The organism is Aeromonas sp. 604176 (genome assembly GCF_049170755.1).
Lineage (GTDB): Bacteria > Pseudomonadota > Gammaproteobacteria > Enterobacterales > Aeromonadaceae > Aeromonas > Aeromonas veronii_A.
This window is the reverse complement of sequence record NZ_JAAKNE010000009.1, coordinates 18,421-40,418: the sequence shown is the minus strand read 5'-3', so window position 1 is coordinate 40,418 and position 21,998 is coordinate 18,421. Positions and strand designations below refer to the sequence as shown.

Sequence of the window (21,998 nt, the reverse complement as noted above, 5' to 3'; positions counted from 1 at the left end):
TGCCTCAAGATTTCGAAAAATTGACAAAATTATTTTTGTGACGCAGATCGGCAATCCAGGTCAATAATCCATCTTTAGGCCATGAAAATGATGAATTAAACAGCAAGTTAAAACAAATGATTAACACATCGATCACTTTTATGTATTCTGCTGTCACTGGTCTGATTTCTTACCTCCTACCAGATCCATAGAATCACGCCAGAATTGATTGGGAAGAAGCTGAAATAAAAACGGATTTTGTCGAGGTTTGCATTGAACGTGCAGCCAATATCGGCAAAAAAATCTGCCTACAAGAGAGAACACCATGACGACAACTATTTTCAAGAAGAGCCTGATTGCCGCCACCATCGCGCTGGCCACCGGTCAAGTCCATGCTGCGGCATTCCAGTTGAACGAGCACTCGGCCTCCGGTCTGGGTCGCGCCTATGCCGGTGAAGCGGCTATCGCCGACAACGCCTCCGTTCTGGCCCGTAACCCGGCCGCCATGACCACCTTCGACAAGATGGCAGTTTCTGTCTCCGGCACCTACATCAAACCGGATGTCGATGTGGATGGTGCTGTTTACGCTGGCGCGAACAAAATGGCTCCAGCCAGCGAAAGTGGCATTGCTCCGGCAGCCTTCGTTCCCGCCTCCTACTTTATTCAGCCGCTGAATGACCAGTGGGCTTGGGGTATTGGCATCTTCTCCAACTACGGTCTCTCCACCGAATACTCCAAAACCTTCCCGGCTGGTGCCGGTGCTGGTGATACCGAGTTGATGACCTTCAATATCAACCCGAACATTGCCTATCGTGTCAACGAACACTTCAGTGTCGGTGCTGGTATCAACGCCGTTTACGGTGCCGCCGAACTCAACCGCTATGCCGGTCTGCTGGGCCCGCTGAACCCACCTAGCCAAGGTGGCCCGCTGCCGACAGATACTCGTCTGGCTCACCTGAAAGGCGACACCTGGGGCTTTGGCTGGAACGTTGGTACCCTGTATGAAGTCAATGAAAACCATCGCTTTGCACTGACCTACCGTTCACAGGTCGATATGAGCTTTGATGGTGACTTCCAGGGGCTCACTTCAGGGAACCGCACTGTTGATGGCAATCTGAAACTGGATCTCCCTGCTCAGGCCGAGTTTGCCGGTTATCACCGTTTGAATCAGCAATTCGCCGTTCACTACTCTGTAAACTGGACTGACTGGAGCGCCTTCCAGGAGCTGAAAGCAACCAGCAGCCAATGTGCTGGCGGCGTATGTCTGCAAAAAGATGAGAAGTTCAAAGATTCTACTCGCTACTCCATCGGCGGTACCTGGTATATCAACCCAGCATGGGAAGCTCGCATGGGCTTTGCCTATGACAACACCCCGATCGAAGCTGACTACCGCAGCCTGAGCATTCCCGACTCAGACCGTATCTGGTACAGCGCCGGTGCCACCTACCATATCAACACCGATATGAGCGTTGACTTTGGTATGGCTTATCTGGACGGTAAAGAAGTTGACGTCAACGAAGGTCTGCGTAGCCACTCCGACAGCCTGCGTTGGAAAGGAACTTCCCACGGCAACGCCTTCCTGGCTTCTGCCCAGTTCAACATGAAGTTCTGATTATTGATAGAATGGAAAGAGCGCCGCCAGGCGCTCTTTTTTTATCCATAACTTAGATTTCAGCGCACACATGTAGCACACACGTGTTTATTTTTCTTTTCCAATCAAGCTATTAGAGTGCATCATCCCAGCATTTAATATTGTTTTATCCAGATGCTGGCCATTACCGTTGCCTTACTGGTCATACCATATAAAATCCTGCCTCCATTCATATGACCGATTGAACCTTCGGGTAACAGCAAGGATTTTGCCATGCATCCCATCATCAAACCGTCCGCCATCGCCCTGCTGGTGATCGCGGGTCAGACCCATGCCGCCGGGTTCCAATTGGCTGAACAGTCCGCTACAGGACTGGGACGCGCCTTTGCCGGTGAGGCAGCCATCGCGGATAACGCCAGTGTACTCTCCCGCAATGCAGCAGCCATGACCCGCTTCGATCAGATGGCGCTCTCTGGCGGAGTCATCTATGTCAGTCCTGACGTCAATATTGAAGGCAACACCCGCTTGCCGACCAAAGCCGGTATCGTCACCTCCGATGCCAGTGCACACGATATCGCCGCCGCAGCCTGGGTACCCAACGCCTATCTCATCATTCCACTCAATGAGCAGTGGCGACTCGGCTTCTCGGCAACCTCTTACTACGGCCTTGGCGTCAAGATGCCGGATAACTACAGCGCGGGACACTTTGGCAATGTCTCCGATATCAAGACCATGGATCTGGGTACCTCACTCGCCTATCGCATCAATGAAATGTGGTCAATTGGTGCCGGGATCTCTGCTATTCAGGGCGAAGGCGAAGTCGGTGGCACCTTCCCTTCTCGCAACCTGATCGCAAAACATTTGCAAGGGGATGGCTGGGCATGGGGCTGGAATATCGGCACCTTGCTGGAGTTGTCGGAGCAAACCCGGATTGGGCTCTCATACCGCCACGATGTCAATTTGACACTCTCGGGTGATGCCATTCTTGGCCTGCCCAACGGCAAGGAGCTAAAAGACACAGGTTCTCTGGATCTTCCGCTACCCGCAACGGCAGAGCTTGCTGCATTTCACCAGCTGACCGAAAAACTGGCGATCCATGGCAGCCTGAACTGGACCAACTGGAGCAAATTTGTCCAGCTGGAAGCCGATCTGGATACACTGCCCAACATGCATATCAAGGATGAACACTGGGAAGATAGCTGGCGCTATGCGATCGGGATGACCTATCAACTGACTCCCCAGTGGCAGCTGCGCTCGGGAGTTGCTTACGATGCGAGCCCGGTACCAGCGGATCGCCGTACTATCTCCATTCCTGATGCCGACCGGATCTGGTACAGCCTGGGGATGGGTTATCAGTTCACCCCCAACCTGACCATGGATCTGGGGTTAACCCTGATCGATGGCAAGAAGGTTGATGTTACTGAAAAAATGGAGTTGCAACCGGGCAACCCGCAGAGCACCTCCACCTTCCAGGGCACCTCCGAGGGAGATGCCTGGCTGGCTGGCGCCCAAATGAGTTATCTCTTCTAAGTTCCCTCCCTGCAGAAAAACACTATGCCAATTATTGCCTTACCGAACAGGGTCAAAACTGGCATAGTGTTCTGCAACACCATAAAATCAACCCAGTACCCATACTGGAGCAAGGCATGTATTCCTACGTAGCCAGACAGCCGATCCTCGACAGAGACCTCAATACCCATGCCTATGAGCTGCTCTTTCGCGATAGCCTGAATAATGTCTTCCCGAGCATCTCCTCACAACAAGCCACCTCCCGGTTGGTGGTCGAGCAGTTTCTGCAACAGAATATCGATCAGCTGTTGGGTGGCCGCCCCTGCTTTATCAATTTTCCCCACTCACTGTTACTGGAAGGACTGGCCGAGTGCCTGCCACCCGAAAAGGTGGTGATCGAAATTCTGGAGGATGCCCCTCCGGATGATGCCCTGCTGGAAAAGGTGAAGCAGTTGCACAAACTGGGCTATCAGCTGGCACTCGATGACTTCACCATGTCGCCGGATTGGGAGCGCTTCCTCCCGTTTATCCACATCATCAAGTTTGATCTGCGTGACACGCCCCTGTTGCAGATCAGGGTGTTCATCAAGCGCCATCAGGCGCTGGGACTCACCTATCTGGCAGAAAAAGTTGAGGACAAGGCTGAGTTCGAACGAGCCAAAAAGCTGGGGATCCAGCTGTTTCAGGGCTTTTTCTTCAGCCGCCCCGAGATGGTCAAACAAGCCACTATGGAGCCCGCCCAGGTCGTGGTCATGCAGTTGCTCAATGTGGTCAACGAGACAGAACCCGATATCAACAAGATCGAGCAACTGCTCAGCCAGGATATCTCTCTGTCACTCAAGTTGCTGCGCTATGTCAATCATCTCAAAGGCCATGCCAACCCCATCTCCTCGTTTCGCCAGGCTGCGATATACTTGGGCAATACCCAGCTAAAGCGTTTTGTTTCACTGGTGGCTGCGACCAGTGCAGGCAAGGGGAAAAGTGCCGAGCTCTACCAGATGTCGATGATCCGTGCCCGTTTCTGCGAGTTGCTGGCGCATACCCATGCGCCGACCCTGCAGGCTCAGCAAGCGTTTATCACCGGTCTCTTTTCGCTACTGGATGTGCTTATGGAGCAGCCGATGGACAAGCTGCTGGGGACTATCCCCCTGATCGAGGATATCCGGCTGGCGCTGCTCGAGCGCAAAGGCACTCTCGGTTTCTATCTCGCATTTTGTGAAGACTACGAGAATGCCAACTGGCCCAAAGTCACGGCCCGAACAGCCCGCCTGGGGTTGAATGAAGATAAGGTAAGCCACCTTTATCTCGCGGCAACGACCTGGGTGAACGAGCAACTGCAAGCGATGGATACCGGCGATTAAGGGATCTCTACCGCAATAGCGGTCGCCTCTCCGCCACCGATACAAAGAGACGCAATGCCTCGTCTCTCTCTCCGCAACCTCAATGCCGAGATCAGCGTCACCAGAATACGTGCTCCACTCGCGCCAAGCGGGTGACCCAATGCGCAGGCGCCACCATGAACATTCACCTTGTGATGGGGGATCCCGCACCCGCTCATGGCCAGCATGGTGACCATGGCAAAGGCTTCGTTGACTTCGAACAGGTCAACCTCATCCACTGACCAGTCGAGACGAGCCAGCAGTCTGGATATTGCGCCAACGGGAGCGGAAGTGAACTCGGCCGGCAATGCCGCATGGCTCTGATAACCGACGATCCGCGCCAATACAGGTACCTGCCAAGCTTGCGCAGTGGCACCATCCATCAATATCAGCGCCGCCGCGCCGTCCGAGATGGAGCTCGAATTGGCCGCCGTAATGGTGCCATCTTTACCAAATGCAGGCTTCAGGGTCGGGATCTTCTCCGGCCTCCCTTTGCCCGGTTGTTCGTCTTCGGCCAGCAACAAGCGATCACCGCGATAGACACTTGCCAGCTCGGATGCAAACGCGCCGGCTTGCTGCGCAGCGCGGGCACGCTGCAACGACGCAAGGGCAAACTCATCCATGGCAATGCGGGTCAAACTGGCATGATCGGCGCTGCGCTGGGCGTGTATTCCCATCAACTGGCCATCATAGGCATCCTGCAATCCGTCGAGGAAAAGGTGATCAAACAGCTGTTGATGGCCCATCCGAAAACCATTGCGGGCATTATCCAGCAGATAGGGGGCCCTGCTCATGCTCTCCATCCCCCCAGCCACCACAATCTTGTTATCGCCCAGACGAAGGGAATCTGCCGCCAGCATCACCGCCTTCATGCCGGAGCCACACACCTTGTTGACCGTGGTAGCAGGCACACTCTCTGGCAATCCCGCTTTTAACATCGCCTGCCTTGCCGGCGCTTGTCCCACACCTGCCGAGAGCACATTGCCCATAAACACTTCATCGATCTGCTCGGGAACAAGCCCGCCCTGTGCCAACGCAGCGGCAATGGCACAGGCCCCCAGCTCCGGGGCCGCCACCTCTGCCAGTGCCCCTTGAAACGCCCCCATTGGCGTACGTTTTGCTGCCACAATTGCAATATCCATTTGCCCGCCTCTTTTAGTTACATGGTCATAACATAGGTTTTCTATGCCATGGGAACAAGAGTTGCAGTGCAGTTTACGTTTAGGTAAGGTGCCAGCAGGATTTAGCTCGCCAAGAAGTTTATATGAACAAAAACAAGGATGAAGCCCGGAGCTACAGCATCAGTGAACTGGCTCGGGAATTTGATATTACGACGCGTAGCATCCGTTTCTATGAGGATCAAGGGTTACTCAATCCCGCCAGAGAAGGGCAGACCCGCATCTACAGCAAGCAGGATCGGGTTCGTCTCAAGTTGACCCTGCGTGGTAAGCGGCTCGGTTTCAGTCTGGCCGAGATCCGGGAGTTGTTTGATCTTTATGATGCCGACAAGAGCAGCCGCACCCAGCTGCAAACCATGCTCGGGCTGGTTACCGAGAAGCGGGAGACGCTGCAGCAGCAGATGGAAGATATCAGGATGGTGCTGCTGGAGCTGGATGCCGCGGAGCGGCGCTGTCAACAGGCATTGCAGCAACTGGGTCGTTAAAGAAGGGGGCCGTGAGATCCCCTTCTCATGCTTCAGATAACAAAAAGCCACTCCTGAGAGTGGCTTTTCTGCTACCTGACGGTTCGTGATTAAACGCGAACGAAGTCCAGGTGAACCAGCTTGTAACGTACCGGGTGACGCTGGATAGCTTTCACTTTCACGTTAACTTCTTCGCCGTTGATAACCAGAGTCAGTACGGACTCATAGAATTCCGGCTTTTCTTGGGCCAAGATGAATTTCTTGTGGTCAACAGTGATGGACTGGGCTTCTTTGCCTGCACCGTAAACGATGGCAGGAACTTGGTCAGCTTGACGCAGGCGGCGGCTCGCACCTTTCCCCAGGTCAGAACGGACTTCAGCTTGGAATACGAAAGACATAGTATGTATCTCTTTTAAAGGAATGTATGGTGCAAACTGCGACCGGTCAGCACCTCGCAAAACGAGCGCGAATACTACCATGGGCCAATAGCGGATACAAGGCTCATCCCGCGCTTTAACGCCCCTGCTCAAGACGAGCAAATTGCTGTTGCCGCTGGGCCGGACTCAACGCATCAAACTGCGCAAGCGTCTCGGCGCGAGGACAGTAGAGCCCCTCCCCGGTTTTGACCCGGATACTGTTACCGAGGCCCGCCCTGTTTTCTGCGGCCAAGGCCAGCAGATAGCTGTAAGTATCTGCCCCCACCCTGCTGGATAGCTGATTGGCGATGCGCCACAGCGTCTCACCCGCCGCGACCCGATGGCACACTGAGCGCCCCTCGCCAACCGCCGGCGCAGAGAGTGTCAGTGTGGTGCTATCAGATGACACGCTGGCCGCCAGCAGACCATCACTGCGACTCCCCCTCTCGCCAACTGCGGCACCAAGCAACGCCAGCAATGGCTCTGCTGCGTAGCGGGGGGCGACCGCCAACTGAACCGGCATGGCACGAGGAACGTTGAACTCGGCGATAAAGGGCGCTATGGGTTGCGATGGCTCAAAAGGTGAAACACTGCCATGCTGCACGGTTGCAGCGACCTGGCCGGGGGCGACCCCGTAAGCCATCTCGTCGATGCGCCGCAGTCTTGCCAGATAGGTTTTGGAGAGCTGCGCCTCCCCCTCGAACAGATCGAAGGGGGGCACCAATCGGGCGGGAAAGAGGATCTGCCAGCGACCGTGCTTCTGCTTTTGGGCCAGCGGCGGAAACTGATTGCCACGCCAAGCCACAAACATCGCAGGCGGCGTGCGCGCCAGCGGGTAATATTCCGGGTTCAACTGCACCCAGGTTTGTTCCGCAATGGGTTGATAACCGCTGATCACCACCTGCGCCACACTCAACCAGACCCCCAGCATCCTTGCCTCCCTGACTTGCGGTTTGAAGGGGCTACCTGACCGGCAACCCCTTCTTATCACGCGCTATCATGCTGTTAAAACAGTTAGATAGCAGCTTAGCACTGAGCGATGGCGTTAAGCACCCGTTTATCGGAGACCGGATAAGGGGTGCCCAGATTCTGGGCGAAGAACGACACCCGCAGCTCCTCGATCATCCAGCGGATATTGGCCACCTCGGTGGGCACCAGCTGGGATTTGGGGATCTTGGCCAGCAGCGCCTTGTACTCCGACTCCACACTGTGCACCTTGAGCATGTAGACCCGATCCCGGTTGGAATCGATGGCCAGCTTCTCCAGACGTCGCTCGATGGCCCGCAGGTAACGCAGCAAGTCAGGCAGCCGCTGCCAGCCGGTCTCGGTGACAAAGCCCTTGTGAATAAGGTTGCCGAGCTGCTGCTGGATATCTGACATGGCAAAGGCGGTGTCGAGCTGCATCTTGCCCTTGAGCCGCTTCTTGATCTCATGGGAGAGCGTCAGCACGGCTTCCACCTGCTTGGCCACCTCCACCACCGTATCGTTGAGCTCGGCGCGGACATACTCCTTGAGCGCCTCGAAACCGGCCTCGTCCCAGGCCAGCCCGCCATGTTGCTCGATCAGCTTGTCGCAGCCACAGGCGATACAGTCATCAATCAGCTCCGCCACCTTGCCAAACGGGTTGAAATAGAGCCCCAGCTTGGCCTTGTTGGGCAGCTTCTCCTGCAGATACTTGATGGGAGATGGCACATTGAGCAGCACCAGCCGGCGCTGGCCCGCCCACATCAGCTGCTGCTGCACCACAGGGCTCTCCACCAGCTGAATGGCGACCGAATCCTTCTCGTCTACCAACGCCGGATAGGCTTTCACCTCGAAGCCGGCGCGCTTCTGGCTGTACTCCTGGGGCAGCTCGCCAAAGCTCCACAGGGTGAGACCGGACTGCTCGATGTCATCATCCGCCACTTGCGACAGGGTCTCCTGCACCTTGCCACGCAGCGACTCTTTCAAGGCTTCCAGATCTTTCCCTTCCGCCACCTTCTTGTGCTTGTCGTCCACCACCCGGAAGGTGAGTTTCAGGTGCTCGGGCACCGCATTCCAGTCCCAGGATTCGCGAGGTACGGTGACGCCGGTCATGCGGCGCAGTTGACGCTCCATCTCGTCCAAGAGCGGCCCCTGCTCGGGGTTGATGCTGGCAAGCAGCGCATCGGCATAGTTCGGCGCCGGCACAAAGTTCTTGCGCATCGGCTTGGGCATCGACTTGATAAGGGCCACCAACAGCTCGTGGCGCAGCCCCGGGATCAGCCACTCGAACCCCTTCACCTCCACCTGATTCAGGAGCGGCAGCGGAATATGCAGGGTCACGCCATCGGCGGCCTCCCCCGGCTCGAACTGATAGGTCAACTTGAGCTTGAGGCGCCCCTGCTGCCAGAAGTTGGGGTAGTCGAGATCGCTGATGTGGGCGGCATCCCCTTTCATCAGCATCTCTTTCTCGAAGTTGAGCAGCTCGGGATCCCGCTTTTGCGCCTCTTTCCACCACTTGTCGAAGTGACGAGCGGAGATCACCTCCTCCGGCAAACGGGCATCGTAGAAGCGGAACAGATCCTCGTCATCCACCAGAATGTCGCGTCTACGGGATTTGTGCTCCAGCGCCTCCACCTCGGCCAGGAGCTTGCGGTTATCGCTGAAGAAACGGTGACGGGTCTCGAAATCCCCCTCCACCAGGGCGCGGCGGATGAACAGCTCGCGGCACAGCGCCGGATCGATGCGGCTGAAGTTGATGATGCGCTCGTTGACTAGGGTCAGGCCATAAAGCGTCACCTTCTCCTTGGCCATTACGGCGCCATTTTTCTTCGACCAGTGGGGGTCGCTGTGGTGCAGCTTGATGAGGTGCCCCGCCAGCGGCTCCACCCACTCGGGTTCAATCTTGGCGTTGATGCGGGCATAGAGGCGCGAGGTCTCCACCAATTCTGCGGCCATCACCCACTTGGGCGGCTTCTTGAACAGACCCGAGGCCGGGAACAGGTGGAAACGGCCGTTGCGGGCGCCAAGGAACTCGGGCTTTTCCAGATCCTTGTTGCCGATGTGGCTCAAGAGGCCGGTCAGCAGGGCACAGTGCACCGTCTTGAAATCCGCCGGTTCATGGTTGGCTTTAAAACCCAGCTCCTTGACCGTCTGACGCAGCTGGAAATGGATGTCCTGCCATTCGCGCACCCGCAGATAGGAGAGAAACTCCTTCTGGCACATGCGGCGGAATGGATTGCTGCCAAGGGCATCCTGCTGCTCTTTCAGGTAGTTCCACAGATTGACGAAGGCGAGGAAGTCGGAATCCTTGTCCTCAAAGCGCCTGTGCTGTTCGTCGGCGGCCTGCTTCTTCTCCATGGGCCGCTCGCGGGGATCCTGAATGCTGAGGGCCGCAGTGATCACCATCACCTCGCTCAAGCAGCCGGTCTGCGCCGCGCTGATCACCATCTTCGCCAAACGCGGATCAAGGGGGATGCGCGAGAGCTGGCGACCGGTCTCGGTCAGCTGCAACTTTGCTTCGCGATCGCCGGTGGCGGGCAGCTCGCGCACCGCCTCCAGCTCCTTCAAGAGGGTCAGGCCGTCCTTGATATGGCGCGATTCCGGCGGCTCCACGAAGGGGAACGCCTCCATGTTGCCAAGGCCGAGCGCCAGCATCTGCAGGATGACGGAGGCCAGGTTGGTGCGCAGGATCTCGGGGTCGGTAAAGGCGGGACGGCTGTTGAAATCCTCCTCCGAGTAGAGACGGATACAGATGCCGTCCGCCACCCGACCGCAACGCCCTTTACGCTGGTTGGCGCTGGCCTGGGAGACCGGCTCGATGGGCAGGCGCTGCACCTTGGTGCGCCAGGAGTAGCGGCTGATGCGGGCGGTGCCCGGATCAATGACGTAGCGAATGCCCGGCACCGTCAGCGAGGTCTCCGCCACGTTGGTGGCGAGTACGATGCGCCGTCCGGCATGTTGCTGGAACACCTTGTTCTGCTCGGCGTTGGAGAGGCGAGCGTAGAGCGGCAGCACCTCGGTGTCGCGCAGATTGAGCTTGCGCAGGGCATCGGCGGTATCGCGGATCTCCCGCTCGCCGTTCATGAAGATAAGGATGTCTCCTAAACCTTCTCTAGCCAGCTCTTCCACCGCATCGAAAATCCCCTGCAGCTCATCGCGCTCTTCCAGCCCTTCACTTTTATCACTGGTGAGCGGGCGGTAGCGCACCTCTACCGGATAGGTGCGGCCAGAGACCTCTATCACCGGCGCCTTGTTGAAATGGCGGGAGAAGCGTTGCGGGTCGATAGTGGCCGAGGTGATGATCACCTTGAGATCCGGGCGCTTGGGCAGCAGTTGCTTGAGATAGCCCAGGATGAAGTCGATATTGAGGCTGCGCTCGTGGGCCTCATCGATGATGATGGTGTCGTACTGGGTGAGCATCCGGTCGTTCTGGATCTCCGCCAGCAGGATACCGTCGGTCATCAACTTGATATGGGTCTGCTCGCTAACCTGATCGGTAAAGCGCACCTTGTAACCCACGTAGTGACCGAGTTCGGACTCCATCTCCTCGGCAATACGGGCCGCCACAGTGCGGGCCGCCAGACGACGCGGCTGGGTGTGGCCGATGAAGCCCTTCACCCCGCGCCCCAGCGCCAGACAGATCTTGGGGATCTGGGTGGTTTTGCCCGAGCCGGTTTCGCCGGCGATGATCACCACTTGATGCTCTTCAATGGCTTTGGCGATCTCCACCTGCTTCTGACTGACCGGCAAGTTGTCCGGATAGGTGACCTTGGGTACGCCCGCCAAACGGGACTGGTAACGCGCCTGCGCCGCATCCAGATCGGCGGCAATGGTCTCGAGTACCGCAGCCTGTTTGCCCTCGGGCAACTTCTTGGCACCGTGCAGACGGCTGGAGAGACGGCGGGCGTCGAGGTTCATGCAGGCAGAGAGACGGCGGCGCAGCGCCTCGATAGAGAGAGACAAGGTACGAATTCCTTAAATAGGTGCCCAGAGGGGCCATATCGATAAGCTGGGAGCGATCCTAAAGAGCGAGCGGGGGCGGTGCAAGCCTTAACGTAGCGTTATCTATGGGAAGACCGAGAGATTGGCCGCTCCTCAAACATGACAAAACAACCATTGTAAGATGGCATAACATGAATAAATGGCAGCATATGAAATAGCCAAGGCAAGCCGAAGCTTGCCTTGGGAGAGAGAAAAACAGGATTAACCGTGGGTGTGATGGACAAAACAGGTAGTGAGCTGGGCGTGAATGGCCTGCATGACGTTGTGGCGGTTGATGACACCGAGCAGACGCCCTTCCTCCACTACCGGATAGATCTTCGGCTTTTGCCCCATCATCATCTCCGCCAGACTCAAAATGCTGGTATCGGGACCCACCGACAACACCTCCTTGCGCATCACATCCTTGACCTGCGCTACCTGTTCGCAGTGATAGGCCTCCTTAAGCAACACTGCGATGCAATCCTGCTCGGAGATCCAGCCAATCAGATGGCCCTGGCCATCCACCACCGGGCCACCGAGCTGATGACTGTTCAGAAATTTCTCGACCGCAGCTTGCACCATCATGTCGGCAGTGAAGGTGATGGGTCTGCTCTGCATATAATCCTTGGCTTTTAGCGATTCCATATCTGCTCCCCTACGGTAGTCCATCAAGCTGGCGTCTTGTGCGCCGGTACCGGCACCATGCTCGGCTTGTTCCAAGCATAGCTGGCTCGCAGCAGTATGAGTCAGCGGCCAGCCTCTCCCTCAATTGATGGCATGATCCGGCTCGCGATCCGGAATGGCTGCCATCATCATCTGCGGCAGGTGATCGGCCAGCACCGCCACTACAGCGGGATCGACCCGCCCCTGATCCGCCAGTTGCTGCATAAAGGTCAATGCGTCACGGGCAGGCAGACCGCGCCGATAAGGTCTGTCCTGCACCATGGCCTGAAAAATATCGGCGACCCGCAGGATCCGCGCTTCGAGCGCCATGGCGGATGCCGGCAGGTGGAACGGATAGCCCTCCCCGTCAGGCTCCTCATGGTGATAGGCCGCCCAACAGGCAATCTCTTCAAACCCTTCGATATGGCGCAGGATCTGGTAAGTCTCGAAGCTGTGGGTATTGATGATGGCCCGCTCCTCTTTCGTCAGGCTGGCAGGCTTGTCGAGGATCTCGTCCGGCACCCTGAGCTTGCCCAAATCGTGCAGCAAACCGGCGATCTCCAGCATGTCACAATGGATGGCACTGACTCCCATCTGCTCGGCCAATGCCCGAGACAACCTGCTCACACCGAGTGAATGCGTCATCGTGAATGGGCTTTTGGCGTCGACAATGCCGGAGAAGATCTGCGCCAGCGCTTTTAGCTCCCCGTTGAAAGTCAGGCAAGGCTCCCGCACCTGCAGCATCTCCAACATGTAATCATTGATGGAGCGAGCCTCCAGCTGCAGCCAGAATGCCTCAGAGCGAGACGCCTTGAGGAAGGCATCCACCAGCTCGGGGGCAAAGAACTCGTCACGGAAATCCTGCAGGCGTGCGCGGATCTCGTTGGTATGCATCAACAATGAACCATCGCCATAGTAGGGCGCCGCCAACGCATCGCAGCGATCCACCAGAAAGATAAGGTTGGCCTGACGGGCTACATTGGGGTCCACATCGGCCATCTCGCGCAACAGGTGCCAGTGGGTGTGGTGATAACGGATAGGCAGGGCCAGTGGGGCCAGCAAACGGAAATCCTTGAGCAGCTGATATCCCACCTCGCAGTGGCGCTGGGAGGACTCCCAATCGAACTCACTAACCAGATGGTGATGGGTGATGGTCGAGGAGACACCAATATCGTGCAGCACGCCGAGCTCAAACAACAAACAACATTCAGCTGTATCCAGCCCCAATACCCGACCACACTCGGCCGCCATGATCCCGACCCGTTTACCATGGGCCACATCGCCAATTCCTACCAGATCCAGTGACGCAGACAAGGCATAAACGACCTGTCTGAGATCCACCTGAAGCGAGCACGAACCGGCTTCCTGCGCTCTGTTCATGATCCCTGTCCCATGCTGTTTTGTGATGATGCAAGGGTGTCGTTTTACTCCTTGCTACTGATAAATCTAGTCATTAATCCCATGGTTTACCTCATCACGGTTTTGCAAAAAGCAGTGCAAAGAGGCTTATAGAGCCCTTGTATCCCTACTACCGCTCAACCGGGCCTCTTTCACGCGAACAAGACCTGCTGCTCGATGGCATTGCCGGGATACACCCAACCGGCGTAGAAGGATAAAAGCGGTCATCGCACAGCATATGCGAGCAGTCGCGACACCATAAGGTTCCGCACACTGGTGTTAAACAAAGCTCGTCTTGCAGCTAAATGCAGTCGCGCGGTGCTTCGGATGGCTGAAGAGGTTTCAGATATGAAAAGCAGGCGAGAGGTTATGCTGTCTTCATCAATCTGGTTTTCTGTCTTGGTGACCAGCGAGAACAAATAGAGATCGTGCATGTTGATATCACATCTTTGAGCCGTACAACCAGGCATTAATTTTCTGCAGTTATCCATAGATAAAAACAATAATATTCCACGTTCCACAAACCTAAAAATATAATTCCTGATTGGCAAGATAGTTAAAATAAGGCGTGACAGCGTATTCATACCTGAGCTTTATCATGCTTCAGTATTTTTCGTGAAATGGCGTTGGGCTACTGTAGCTTGCCACGACTATTTCATACTAACAGTAACCCTTACAGCAATGGCCTCACCAATATAATTAATAACCAGCACCGCCAATAAATATCAACAATCAAACAGCAAACTCATTTACTTTCAGTTGTTTTTCTAATCTAAATCCCGATTTGGCTGGATTGAATATATAACCAGACCCAGAGACATTTGTCAGGCATGAGCAATCTTCATCTGCTTTCCTCAAGAACTTTCTAATATTTGACAATGAAACCGAAACGGTATTGTCGCAGACAATACGATTAGTCCATACACTATGTAAAATTTCATCTTTTGAGATCAATCGCCCTACGTTATTTATCAAATAAATCAATACATCCCTGTCTTTTTTACCCAGCCTAGACTGTACCAACAATCCCCCCAATGCTTTGTATTCGACAATACCATTTTGAAGATCAAAGGTAACTCCCTTATCTCTATTTACCATTTTTATATACATATCATTTCACCTCGACCAATACAGATTCACATATGCCTGATAACTAAGCAGCAATAATCCTATGTTTTAATCAAAATGTAGTGATGCTAAAATAATAAATTTATAAAAATAAAAAAGTCTTTCTTTTCAGTATGTTATACCAGAACTATCTCATCTGTCATAGTAATTTCATTGTTCATTCATCACTCAGAATGCTCAGTAACAGGCAACCTTTTCAAAGGTCATCTCCTGTATTATTCAATACTCAAAACCATGAAATAACGACTTGATTAATCTTATATCACTGCTATATAAAAAGAGTTCATGAGTATCCTCACATGACATAAAGAATACAATGCTGGTTAAATATAATGCTGATTCGACGCAAATTTACATGAAAAGATATGATTTAATAGGGAGTTAATTTAGATCTATCTATTATCCGATAGCTATGTAGCTATTTGCCAGATCATCGCAGAGAGTTGTCACCAGCTTTGATAACTGTATTTTTACGTTACCGCCTCTGATTATCTCAGGAACCGACATTAGATATGTCTACCAGTCACTTGATAGCTTTATTTACCATAACGTATCAAGCCAGATTTAAACTAGACATGATTTGATATTTATTGTCAAGCTGGCATATATTTAACAGCATTATCAACAACCACTAACAAGTTAATATAACACCAAGAAATTTACCACAACAATAAATATTCAGATGACAATCAAAGCAACTTCTCACATCCTGCTTATTTTGCTTTATAAACATCTCCATCTGTTGTAAAACTACGCAACTAATAAACGGTTAAGATTTGTGTCAAGGTTTATAGTGAGACACCTCACTTAAAATTTTCTATAATTAATGGATTAGATAAACTAATTAATACTGAAACTATGATGAGCGACATCTCACTATTGAGAACAAATAATATACAGGGCGCTTGAATAAGAGTATTGCAACTATAGTAATGTTACTTATAGAATCACTAAAAGTAAGGCTACCGTAGATAGAGGTCTAAGGATTAGCTTTCACTGGATGAGAGCCTTGTTTATAACGTAAAATTTAATCATTGGTGGTTTTGCATGCTGGACTACAACCCCGTCTCAGGTGACGTCACATGGAACTCAGAAGTGATTGCTCGATTAAGCAAAAGCGAGACACTGATTTTTTCCGCTTTACTAAAAAAATTAAATCAGTTTTCCAGTAAAGAGGAACTGATTGAAGAAGGGTGGCCTAACAAGTTCGTCTCTCCCAATTCATTGGCAGTTGCTATAAAAAACATCAGAAAAGTACTACAAGAAACTGACGGGGCTTTTAAGATAGAAACCGTTCACAGGAGAGGTTATATACTTCATGGCGCAGCAGACAAGATCCAATCTAGCATGATTGCTCTGCAACCTCCTTGTGACTCGTCAAAAAATAAAAATGAGATAAATACAGAGAATAAAGCAACCGAATCAAGTTCAGATGAAGTAGATGAGGCCATTATTGATATGGCCAAAATTAACGCAAAGATCATAGCGCAAGAAAATCATGCCAGTTATTTTAAAAAAATATTTGTCAAAACACTATTCTCGCTGTATTGCGTAGCGATCCTGTCATTAGGTATCATATATTTCTTTTCTTCAGGTGAGCTTTACTGCTATCAGTTAAGTGAAAAAACAAAGATATGTGGCGTTTTTGAGCTAAATAAAAGCAAGCAAAAGTCAATATCTGACGATATACAAAAGAAATCTGGTCTTTATCTTTATGGATATGACAACAATGATCAAGACATTAAAGTTCATAGCGTTGACTAGTTTCATAGTCCTCCATACTTATATTATTATTCCAGTTATCAATGGTATGGGGTGCAATTATAACTCAGAGGCAAATGATGTAAAGATGAAATATATAAGCACATGTCGATTCGGCATTGTAGAAACAATCGCATGGAACAAGATTAGTGGAGAGAAAAAACTTTTTAAAGGAATCTTGGCAAAAAAGAAAGACGATTTGTTTTTTTTTGTAGTTTATTCAAAAGAACTATCCAAACCTATATTCGATTTTGATGATGGTCTAAATGTAAGGTTTACCGATGCTCATATATACTCGGCGAAGCAAATTCATGCGGGGCAATACGATTGGGTTCTTCTAAGAAACCCATCGTATCGTGTTTACAAGGTAAATATGGCTGGCAAGTTGGGATTTTGGTAATGCTATTCTTGCTAGCCAATGATATTAAGTAGCATAGCTTTTAATTTTATATCGATTGACGCCTTCTTTATCGGCTTAGAGCCAATCTTTTATGTAGCTTAACATGGCCTCTTCTTTCATTGGTTTTGAGAAATAGTACCCTTGCACATATTTTACCCCCAAGTTTTTCAACACCCAAAGCTCGTCTTCTTCTTCAACACCCTCAGCGATAACGTACATACCCGCTTCGTTCGCATAAGTTAATATGGAGTTCAAAAGGCGCTGCATGGATAGTGAGTTATTAATACCAGACACTAGATTCCTATCAATCTTGATTGCATCAAAAGCCCCCATACTTAGTGTAGAAAAAAAGGCATAGCCAGTACCAAAGTCATCAAGGTAAACTTCTACTCCGAGTTCTTTTATTTGGCCAACCGCATTCATGAACACTGACTGCTCAACGATTGGTACCGACTCAGTAACTTCTAAATTTAATGAACCTCGTGGCAATTTACATTCTATGATCACCTTTTCCATTAAGTTTCTAATTATCCCACAATTGAAGATGATCTGAGAGGGAGATATGTTGACTGTAACGGGATAACCTGACTTTAGAATAAAATTTACTGCGCATTGTACCATAAGTTCAAACAGTGCATTCATATGGCCATATTCTTCAGCCCACTGAATTATATCAACCGTGCTAAAATTAGGATGTCGCAGTAATGCTTCAAATGACTTTATTCTCCCCTGCTCAATATCGTGTAGCGGCTGGAATACCGCATAACATTCCCCCAACATTAACTCTATATTAAATGTTCTTTGCAAATAAAATGTCTCATGATTTTTTCGGTAGTCCATCTTTTCTTCAAAATACACTGGCGCACGATCATGGGAGCATTTGGCTGCATACATGGCCATATCCGCTTTATCAAGCAACTCTTCTACTGTAACTGCTTGATGAGGATAAGCGCTAACTCCAATAGAAATACCAATTGAAAATGTGCGCTCTCCTATTGCGATGGGCTGCGTTATTTTTTCGATTAGTTCCTGACAACGCTGCAGGGCTACACTTTTCTCACCAGGAATAACAAAAGCAAACTCATCACCACCAAGGCGTGCGACAGGGCTATTCATACCTAAGATTGATGACATTCTTGATGAAGATATCTTTAATACAAGGTCACCGGCAGCGTGTCCCATAAAATCATTAATTTCTTTAAATTTATCAAGGTCTGCATATGCGACCAGAAACTCTTCATTGGTGTTACATTTTTCACTTAATACGCTCCTGAATCCCTCTCTGTTAAGCAAGCCAGTCAAAGGGTCTATTAGTTTACTTTTTCTAAGCTCATCTACCGTTTTCTGCAGCGCATGTATAATGTGTGTTTCTTTCTTCCGCATTATCAAGATAATGCTGGTACTAATGCATATACTGTAAAATAAAATAAAATCATAAAGAGATAAATCCAAAGCTACATTTACAGCAGCGCAAAAAGCTGAGACCAACGCTGCAATAACAATTCTCACATAGGGTCTGGATTTAATAAAAAGACAAATAAATGATGCCATCAAGATTAATGCAAACGTTTCCTTTGACAAGGTATGAAAAAACTCATTTACTATAAAAAAAACAATTGATGACAGTGACACCAATAAACAAAAGTTCATCATCTTCAGGTTTTTGTTGTCAGGAATGAATTGCTCTGACAAAAAAAGATATGATGTAAAAAAGGTAAATGCCATTAGGTTTGCGGAAAACAGCTGATATACCAATTTTTCTGAGGAACTAGGGAAAACCAGGACAGATACACTTGCAATAAGAGTACATAAGGCTCCACCAAAATGGAGCCATAAAAATGATAGCACTTCATTGTCTTTTGAAAGAAAAGATATTGATGATTGCCAAAAATTCAACACAAATAGAAAGCCAATGATAAATACAGTGTTATTGACAGCATACATTATCAATGATGACCAATAAGACCCCATTCCCATAGGATAATTTTGGCTACTAAAATAGAGTAAGTTGAACCCTATTACTGTCATGAAAATTGATATTAGTGATATTGTCTTATCTATGCAGCGACCAAATGCCCATAGAAAAAATACCAGATATGCATTAGGTGCCCAGATAATGCTGTATTCAGAATGATGATGCCCATCATTTTTCAATGTATGGAATACATCTTGATAAATCATATTACAGAGTGTTAATGTACACAATGCAATAACAAGTGTAGTATTCTTGATGGCACTCATAACATGACCTTATAGGAGACATCATCCAGATTTTTTGCTAAATGAGCAGTTGAAATATAATCGCCCATCAATGCAAAAAATGGTGTCCGACAAGCTATATCCAGATCTGTCTGACTTTGCACTCTATCTAATATGAGTTGCATTGCCAGTTTTTCTTTAACATAGAAGCAGGTATCAATAAAGTGATTAACTTCCGCCAAATTAGACGGAGGCGGTCCTAATCTGACATATTTAAATAGTTCTTTAACCACCTGGAAATCTCTGGGTTCGTTATCTTTCCAGTTATACCCTCCCAGACAAACCATATGGCCACTATCGACTATTTTAAATAGTGACTTTTGCCACTCCTTATCATTTTTATGATATGGTAAATTCAAGTCAAGAATCAACTCTATCTTTTGAGAGCGCAGACTATCCATCAATGCTATTAGCTGGCTAGATATTTTTGATAATACTCGTGGTTCAGCCTTAAAAAATAACTGACATGGCCGACGTCCAGCTTGATGATATGCCTTGCAACACTCTTCAAGAAGTGACATTTGTACACAGGTGATCATCAAAAGCAAATCGTGATCACAGGAATGATAGAATGAAGCCGCCTCCATACTGAGTGGTCTAAAATAGAAACCAGCCATTCTTTTTTTAGGGTCTTTGCTATAAATATCCTGTACAAATAATCGAGTGTAGCTATTCCACCACTCAATATCATCCTCACCGATGTTCCAACTGTTATCCTGTTCCATTTCATCCCCAATCTGACCGGTCTATGATGTTTCAAATTTGGCAGATTGAGATTTTAAGTTGAGCCATCAAAAAGATGATGATTAATAAAATAATAAAAACCACTCACCAAGACAGATGATGGCAACATAACGCATTGATTTAATGCGATTTTATGGATAACCATACAAATGATTGAATCTCCAAGAATGATTTTTTTACAACGTGAAGTTTAATTCTTCAGGCTCTATTTTTTGAGCCACATATATTAAAACTCGGCAACCGTCCTCTGATAGCTTTCATATTTGTACTTCTGCATGGGGTTGGTTTTATAACCATTCCAAGCTCAACGAGCTGTAGTATATGGATATCACTCTTGTTGTTCAGTAGTGATGGCGTGAATAACCGCAGTGCAAAATTGAGGGGATAATGGTGATCACATCACCACTATCCCCGGTTAGTTCCATTCAATCGGTATCGTTCCGGGAAACAAGGCCTCCTCAACGACGTATGCACGCTACCTGGCTAGGCTGTGTGTCACCGAATCCACCAACGAGACCTGTGTGCATATAGACGGCGGCATGTGCACTAACAGCAAGAGGGTCGTACGTCTCACTCGTCCAATAGTCATCGAAAGAGCCACCACACTTGTTAGCCAGTGGCCATCCATGAACATGACACAAGGCATAATTCTCACCAGAAGAAGGAGATATCTCGACAAACAATGCCTGCAATTCAGCTACCGTCGGTAGACGGCGTCCGATGCTATTGCAGTAGTTGTCGGCATCCAGCCAATTCATGGTTGCCGGATCCGGCTTGAGGAATCTTGTTATCATCAATTCTGTAAAGCTGACCGTTGCCGCTTTTTGCACGGTATCGCTATTTTTCGCATATAGCGTCACCTCCACATCCTCAACCACGCTGTTGCGCAGTGACACGATCACCTCACCAACGTCATTGGTAGTGGTCGTCCATGGCGACTCGTTATCGAACGTGGCGGTGCCCTTGTCAGCACTGAACTGCACAGTGATCGGCACATTTGCCAGAACCGACCCAGCAAGGTCTTTGAATTTGGCCACTATTGTGTTCAAGGCCTTATTATTGGCGGGCTGATTATTGGTGCCCACGGCTAATCTATCGAGCACCGGGTAGAGTGCGAAGTTGGCATCACTGGTCATGCCCGTGTCACCGGAATTGGCTTCAGCCCTTGCCGTCACGGCGACCGTCTCAGCCCGGGTGTTGATGAGGGTCACTGTTGCCAGACCATTACTGTCGGTCACACTTGTCGCTGCGCCCAAGGTTGCCGTGGTGCTGCCATGCGACCATACCACGCTAGCGCCCTGCATGGGGTTCCCCTCGATATCATGCACAGTCGCAGTCAGCAGGTCAGCGCTGACGTTATCCGCAGGCTGATTGTCAGTGGTGGTCACCAGCTGGGCCACTCTCGCGGTGGCAGGGTTGGCGGCCAGAGTCACCTGCAGTGATGGAGGAAGAGTGGTCAAGGGAGCGCCATCCAGCTGTGGCGTCAGGGTGACAACGCCAGACTTGGTCCCCGTCAGGATGTACTCATAGATGCCATTGCCCCGGTCGTTTTCCATCAGGGAGATAACATCTGTATCCACACCGCTATAACCTAGCTCCACCCGATCACTGATGCCGATTACCGGTGTTTGATTGTCGTCTTTGAGGGTCAGCGTCAAAACTGCGTTATCAACCCCATCCGCCACTATGGTGGACTTGTCGACACTGAAGGTGGATTTGGCGGGGTCTGGCCGCCCCTGCACCACCGCAGAGAGCGAACTGCTTGTCTCGACCCCCTCGGACGGATCGGTCACCGCCGGATTGGTGGCCGGGATGACCGCAAAGCGAAGCTGTTTGCCACGCTCGGCATCGGTCAACAGATAGCGATCACCTCTGGCGAGTTCGATGTCACTATTATTCAGCCAGCGCAATACACTGCCCTGTTCCTCATCAGTATCCTGGTCATTAAAGGTATATGTTCCCAGCAGGGTATCCCCCACCAAGGGCGCCGCCGGGCCAGTCAGTGTCACGCCAGATGCCACTGGCGCACGCCCCTGCACCGACAGGGTGTTGGCACTTTCGGCCATTGCTCCTGTCGTTTGCCCCAGCACCAGCCACAGTGCCAGATATGACAAATAACGAGATATCACCTTCATTCAAACACTCTCCGGTTTACGACAGCACCATCACCTGCTGTAACTAGCCA

Annotated in this window: 16 protein-coding genes; 6 read left to right on the top strand and 10 right to left on the bottom strand. The window is 50.7% G+C overall.

Features of this window, described 5'->3' with window-relative positions:
• Nucleotides 1-304: 304 nt before the first annotated feature.
• From G5358_RS02995 to G5358_RS02985, 3 genes are all read left to right on the top strand, one after another.
• Nucleotides 305-1,591, top strand: a complete 1,287-nt coding sequence (locus G5358_RS02995) for an outer membrane protein transport protein (protein WP_421323582.1) — start codon at nt 305-307, stop codon at nt 1,589-1,591.
• A gap of 252 nt (nt 1,592-1,843) precedes the next feature.
• Nucleotides 1,844-3,100: an OmpP1/FadL family transporter gene (locus tag G5358_RS02990; RefSeq protein ID WP_216953531.1), complete on the top strand. Its 1,257-nt coding sequence runs from the start codon at nt 1,844-1,846 to the stop codon at nt 3,098-3,100.
• Nucleotides 3,101-3,216: 116 nt separating this feature from the next.
• Nucleotides 3,217-4,440, top strand: a complete 1,224-nt coding sequence (locus tag G5358_RS02985; protein WP_216953530.1) for an EAL and HDOD domain-containing protein — start codon at nt 3,217-3,219, stop codon at nt 4,438-4,440.
• Here the strand turns inward: G5358_RS02985 and G5358_RS02980 are convergent.
• On the bottom strand, nt 4,437-5,600 hold the full coding sequence (locus G5358_RS02980; protein ID WP_216953529.1) for an acetyl-CoA C-acyltransferase: 1,164 nt from the start codon (nt 5,598-5,600) through the stop codon (nt 4,437-4,439). The two genes, G5358_RS02985 and G5358_RS02980, sit on opposite strands and share 4 nt — an antisense overlap.
• A gap of 122 nt (nt 5,601-5,722) precedes the next feature.
• Here G5358_RS02980 and G5358_RS02975 point away from each other — a divergent pair, with 122 nt between their 5' ends.
• Nucleotides 5,723-6,121: a MerR family transcriptional regulator gene (locus G5358_RS02975; protein ID WP_216953528.1), complete on the top strand. Its 399-nt coding sequence runs from the start codon at nt 5,723-5,725 to the stop codon at nt 6,119-6,121.
• Nucleotides 6,122-6,210: 89 nt separating this feature from the next.
• Here G5358_RS02975 and rplY read toward each other — a convergent pair whose 3' ends face one another.
• The 6 genes from rplY to G5358_RS02945 form a co-directional block, all read right to left on the bottom strand.
• The gene (gene rplY / locus G5358_RS02970; RefSeq protein ID WP_005345280.1) at nt 6,211-6,498 is read right to left on the bottom strand and encodes a 50S ribosomal protein L25; all 288 of its coding nucleotides are present in this window, start codon (nt 6,496-6,498) and stop codon (nt 6,211-6,213) included.
• A gap of 115 nt (nt 6,499-6,613) precedes the next feature.
• A complete protein-coding gene (locus tag G5358_RS02965) occupies nt 6,614-7,447 on the bottom strand; it encodes a hypothetical protein (RefSeq protein WP_421323581.1) in 834 nt (277 codons plus the stop codon).
• A 95-nt stretch (nt 7,448-7,542) separates the two neighbouring features.
• Nucleotides 7,543-11,442: an ATP-dependent RNA helicase HrpA gene (hrpA, locus tag G5358_RS02960; RefSeq protein WP_421323580.1), complete on the bottom strand. Its 3,900-nt coding sequence runs from the start codon at nt 11,440-11,442 to the stop codon at nt 7,543-7,545.
• 240 nt (nt 11,443-11,682) lie between these two features.
• Entirely contained in the window at nt 11,683-12,105 is a 423-nt protein-coding gene (locus G5358_RS02955; protein WP_005333273.1) for a CBS domain-containing protein, read from the bottom strand.
• 120 nt (nt 12,106-12,225) lie between these two features.
• On the bottom strand, nt 12,226-13,503 hold the full coding sequence (locus G5358_RS02950; RefSeq protein ID WP_216953525.1) for an HD-GYP domain-containing protein: 1,278 nt from the start codon (nt 13,501-13,503) through the stop codon (nt 12,226-12,228).
• A gap of 750 nt (nt 13,504-14,253) precedes the next feature.
• The gene (locus G5358_RS02945) at nt 14,254-14,631 is read right to left on the bottom strand and encodes a winged helix-turn-helix domain-containing protein (RefSeq protein ID WP_216953524.1); all 378 of its coding nucleotides are present in this window, start codon (nt 14,629-14,631) and stop codon (nt 14,254-14,256) included.
• Nucleotides 14,632-15,696: 1,065 nt separating this feature from the next.
• Between G5358_RS02945 and G5358_RS02940 the strand changes: the two genes are divergently transcribed.
• Complete coding sequence (locus G5358_RS02940; RefSeq protein WP_421323579.1) at nt 15,697-16,413, top strand: winged helix-turn-helix domain-containing protein; 717 nt, start codon at nt 15,697-15,699, stop codon at nt 16,411-16,413.
• An 85-nt stretch (nt 16,414-16,498) separates the two neighbouring features.
• Nucleotides 16,499-16,810 carry a hypothetical protein gene (locus G5358_RS02935; RefSeq protein WP_216953522.1) on the top strand — a complete coding sequence of 104 codons (312 nt, stop codon included), beginning with the start codon at nt 16,499-16,501 and terminating at the stop codon, nt 16,808-16,810.
• A gap of 75 nt (nt 16,811-16,885) precedes the next feature.
• On the opposite strand, the gene G5358_RS02930 is transcribed toward G5358_RS02935, so the two are convergent.
• The 3 genes from G5358_RS02930 to G5358_RS02920 form a co-directional block, all read right to left on the bottom strand.
• A complete protein-coding gene (locus tag G5358_RS02930; protein ID WP_323912471.1) occupies nt 16,886-19,051 on the bottom strand; it encodes a putative bifunctional diguanylate cyclase/phosphodiesterase in 2,166 nt (721 codons plus the stop codon).
• Nucleotides 19,048-19,794 carry a hypothetical protein gene (locus G5358_RS02925; protein WP_216953520.1) on the bottom strand — a complete coding sequence of 249 codons (747 nt, stop codon included), beginning with the start codon at nt 19,792-19,794 and terminating at the stop codon, nt 19,048-19,050. The genes G5358_RS02930 and G5358_RS02925 overlap by 4 nt, the downstream gene beginning before the upstream one ends.
• 477 nt (nt 19,795-20,271) lie before the next feature.
• Nucleotides 20,272-21,948, bottom strand: a complete 1,677-nt coding sequence (locus G5358_RS02920) for an Ig-like domain-containing protein (protein WP_421323578.1) — start codon at nt 21,946-21,948, stop codon at nt 20,272-20,274.
• Nucleotides 21,949-21,998 lie beyond the last annotated feature (50 nt).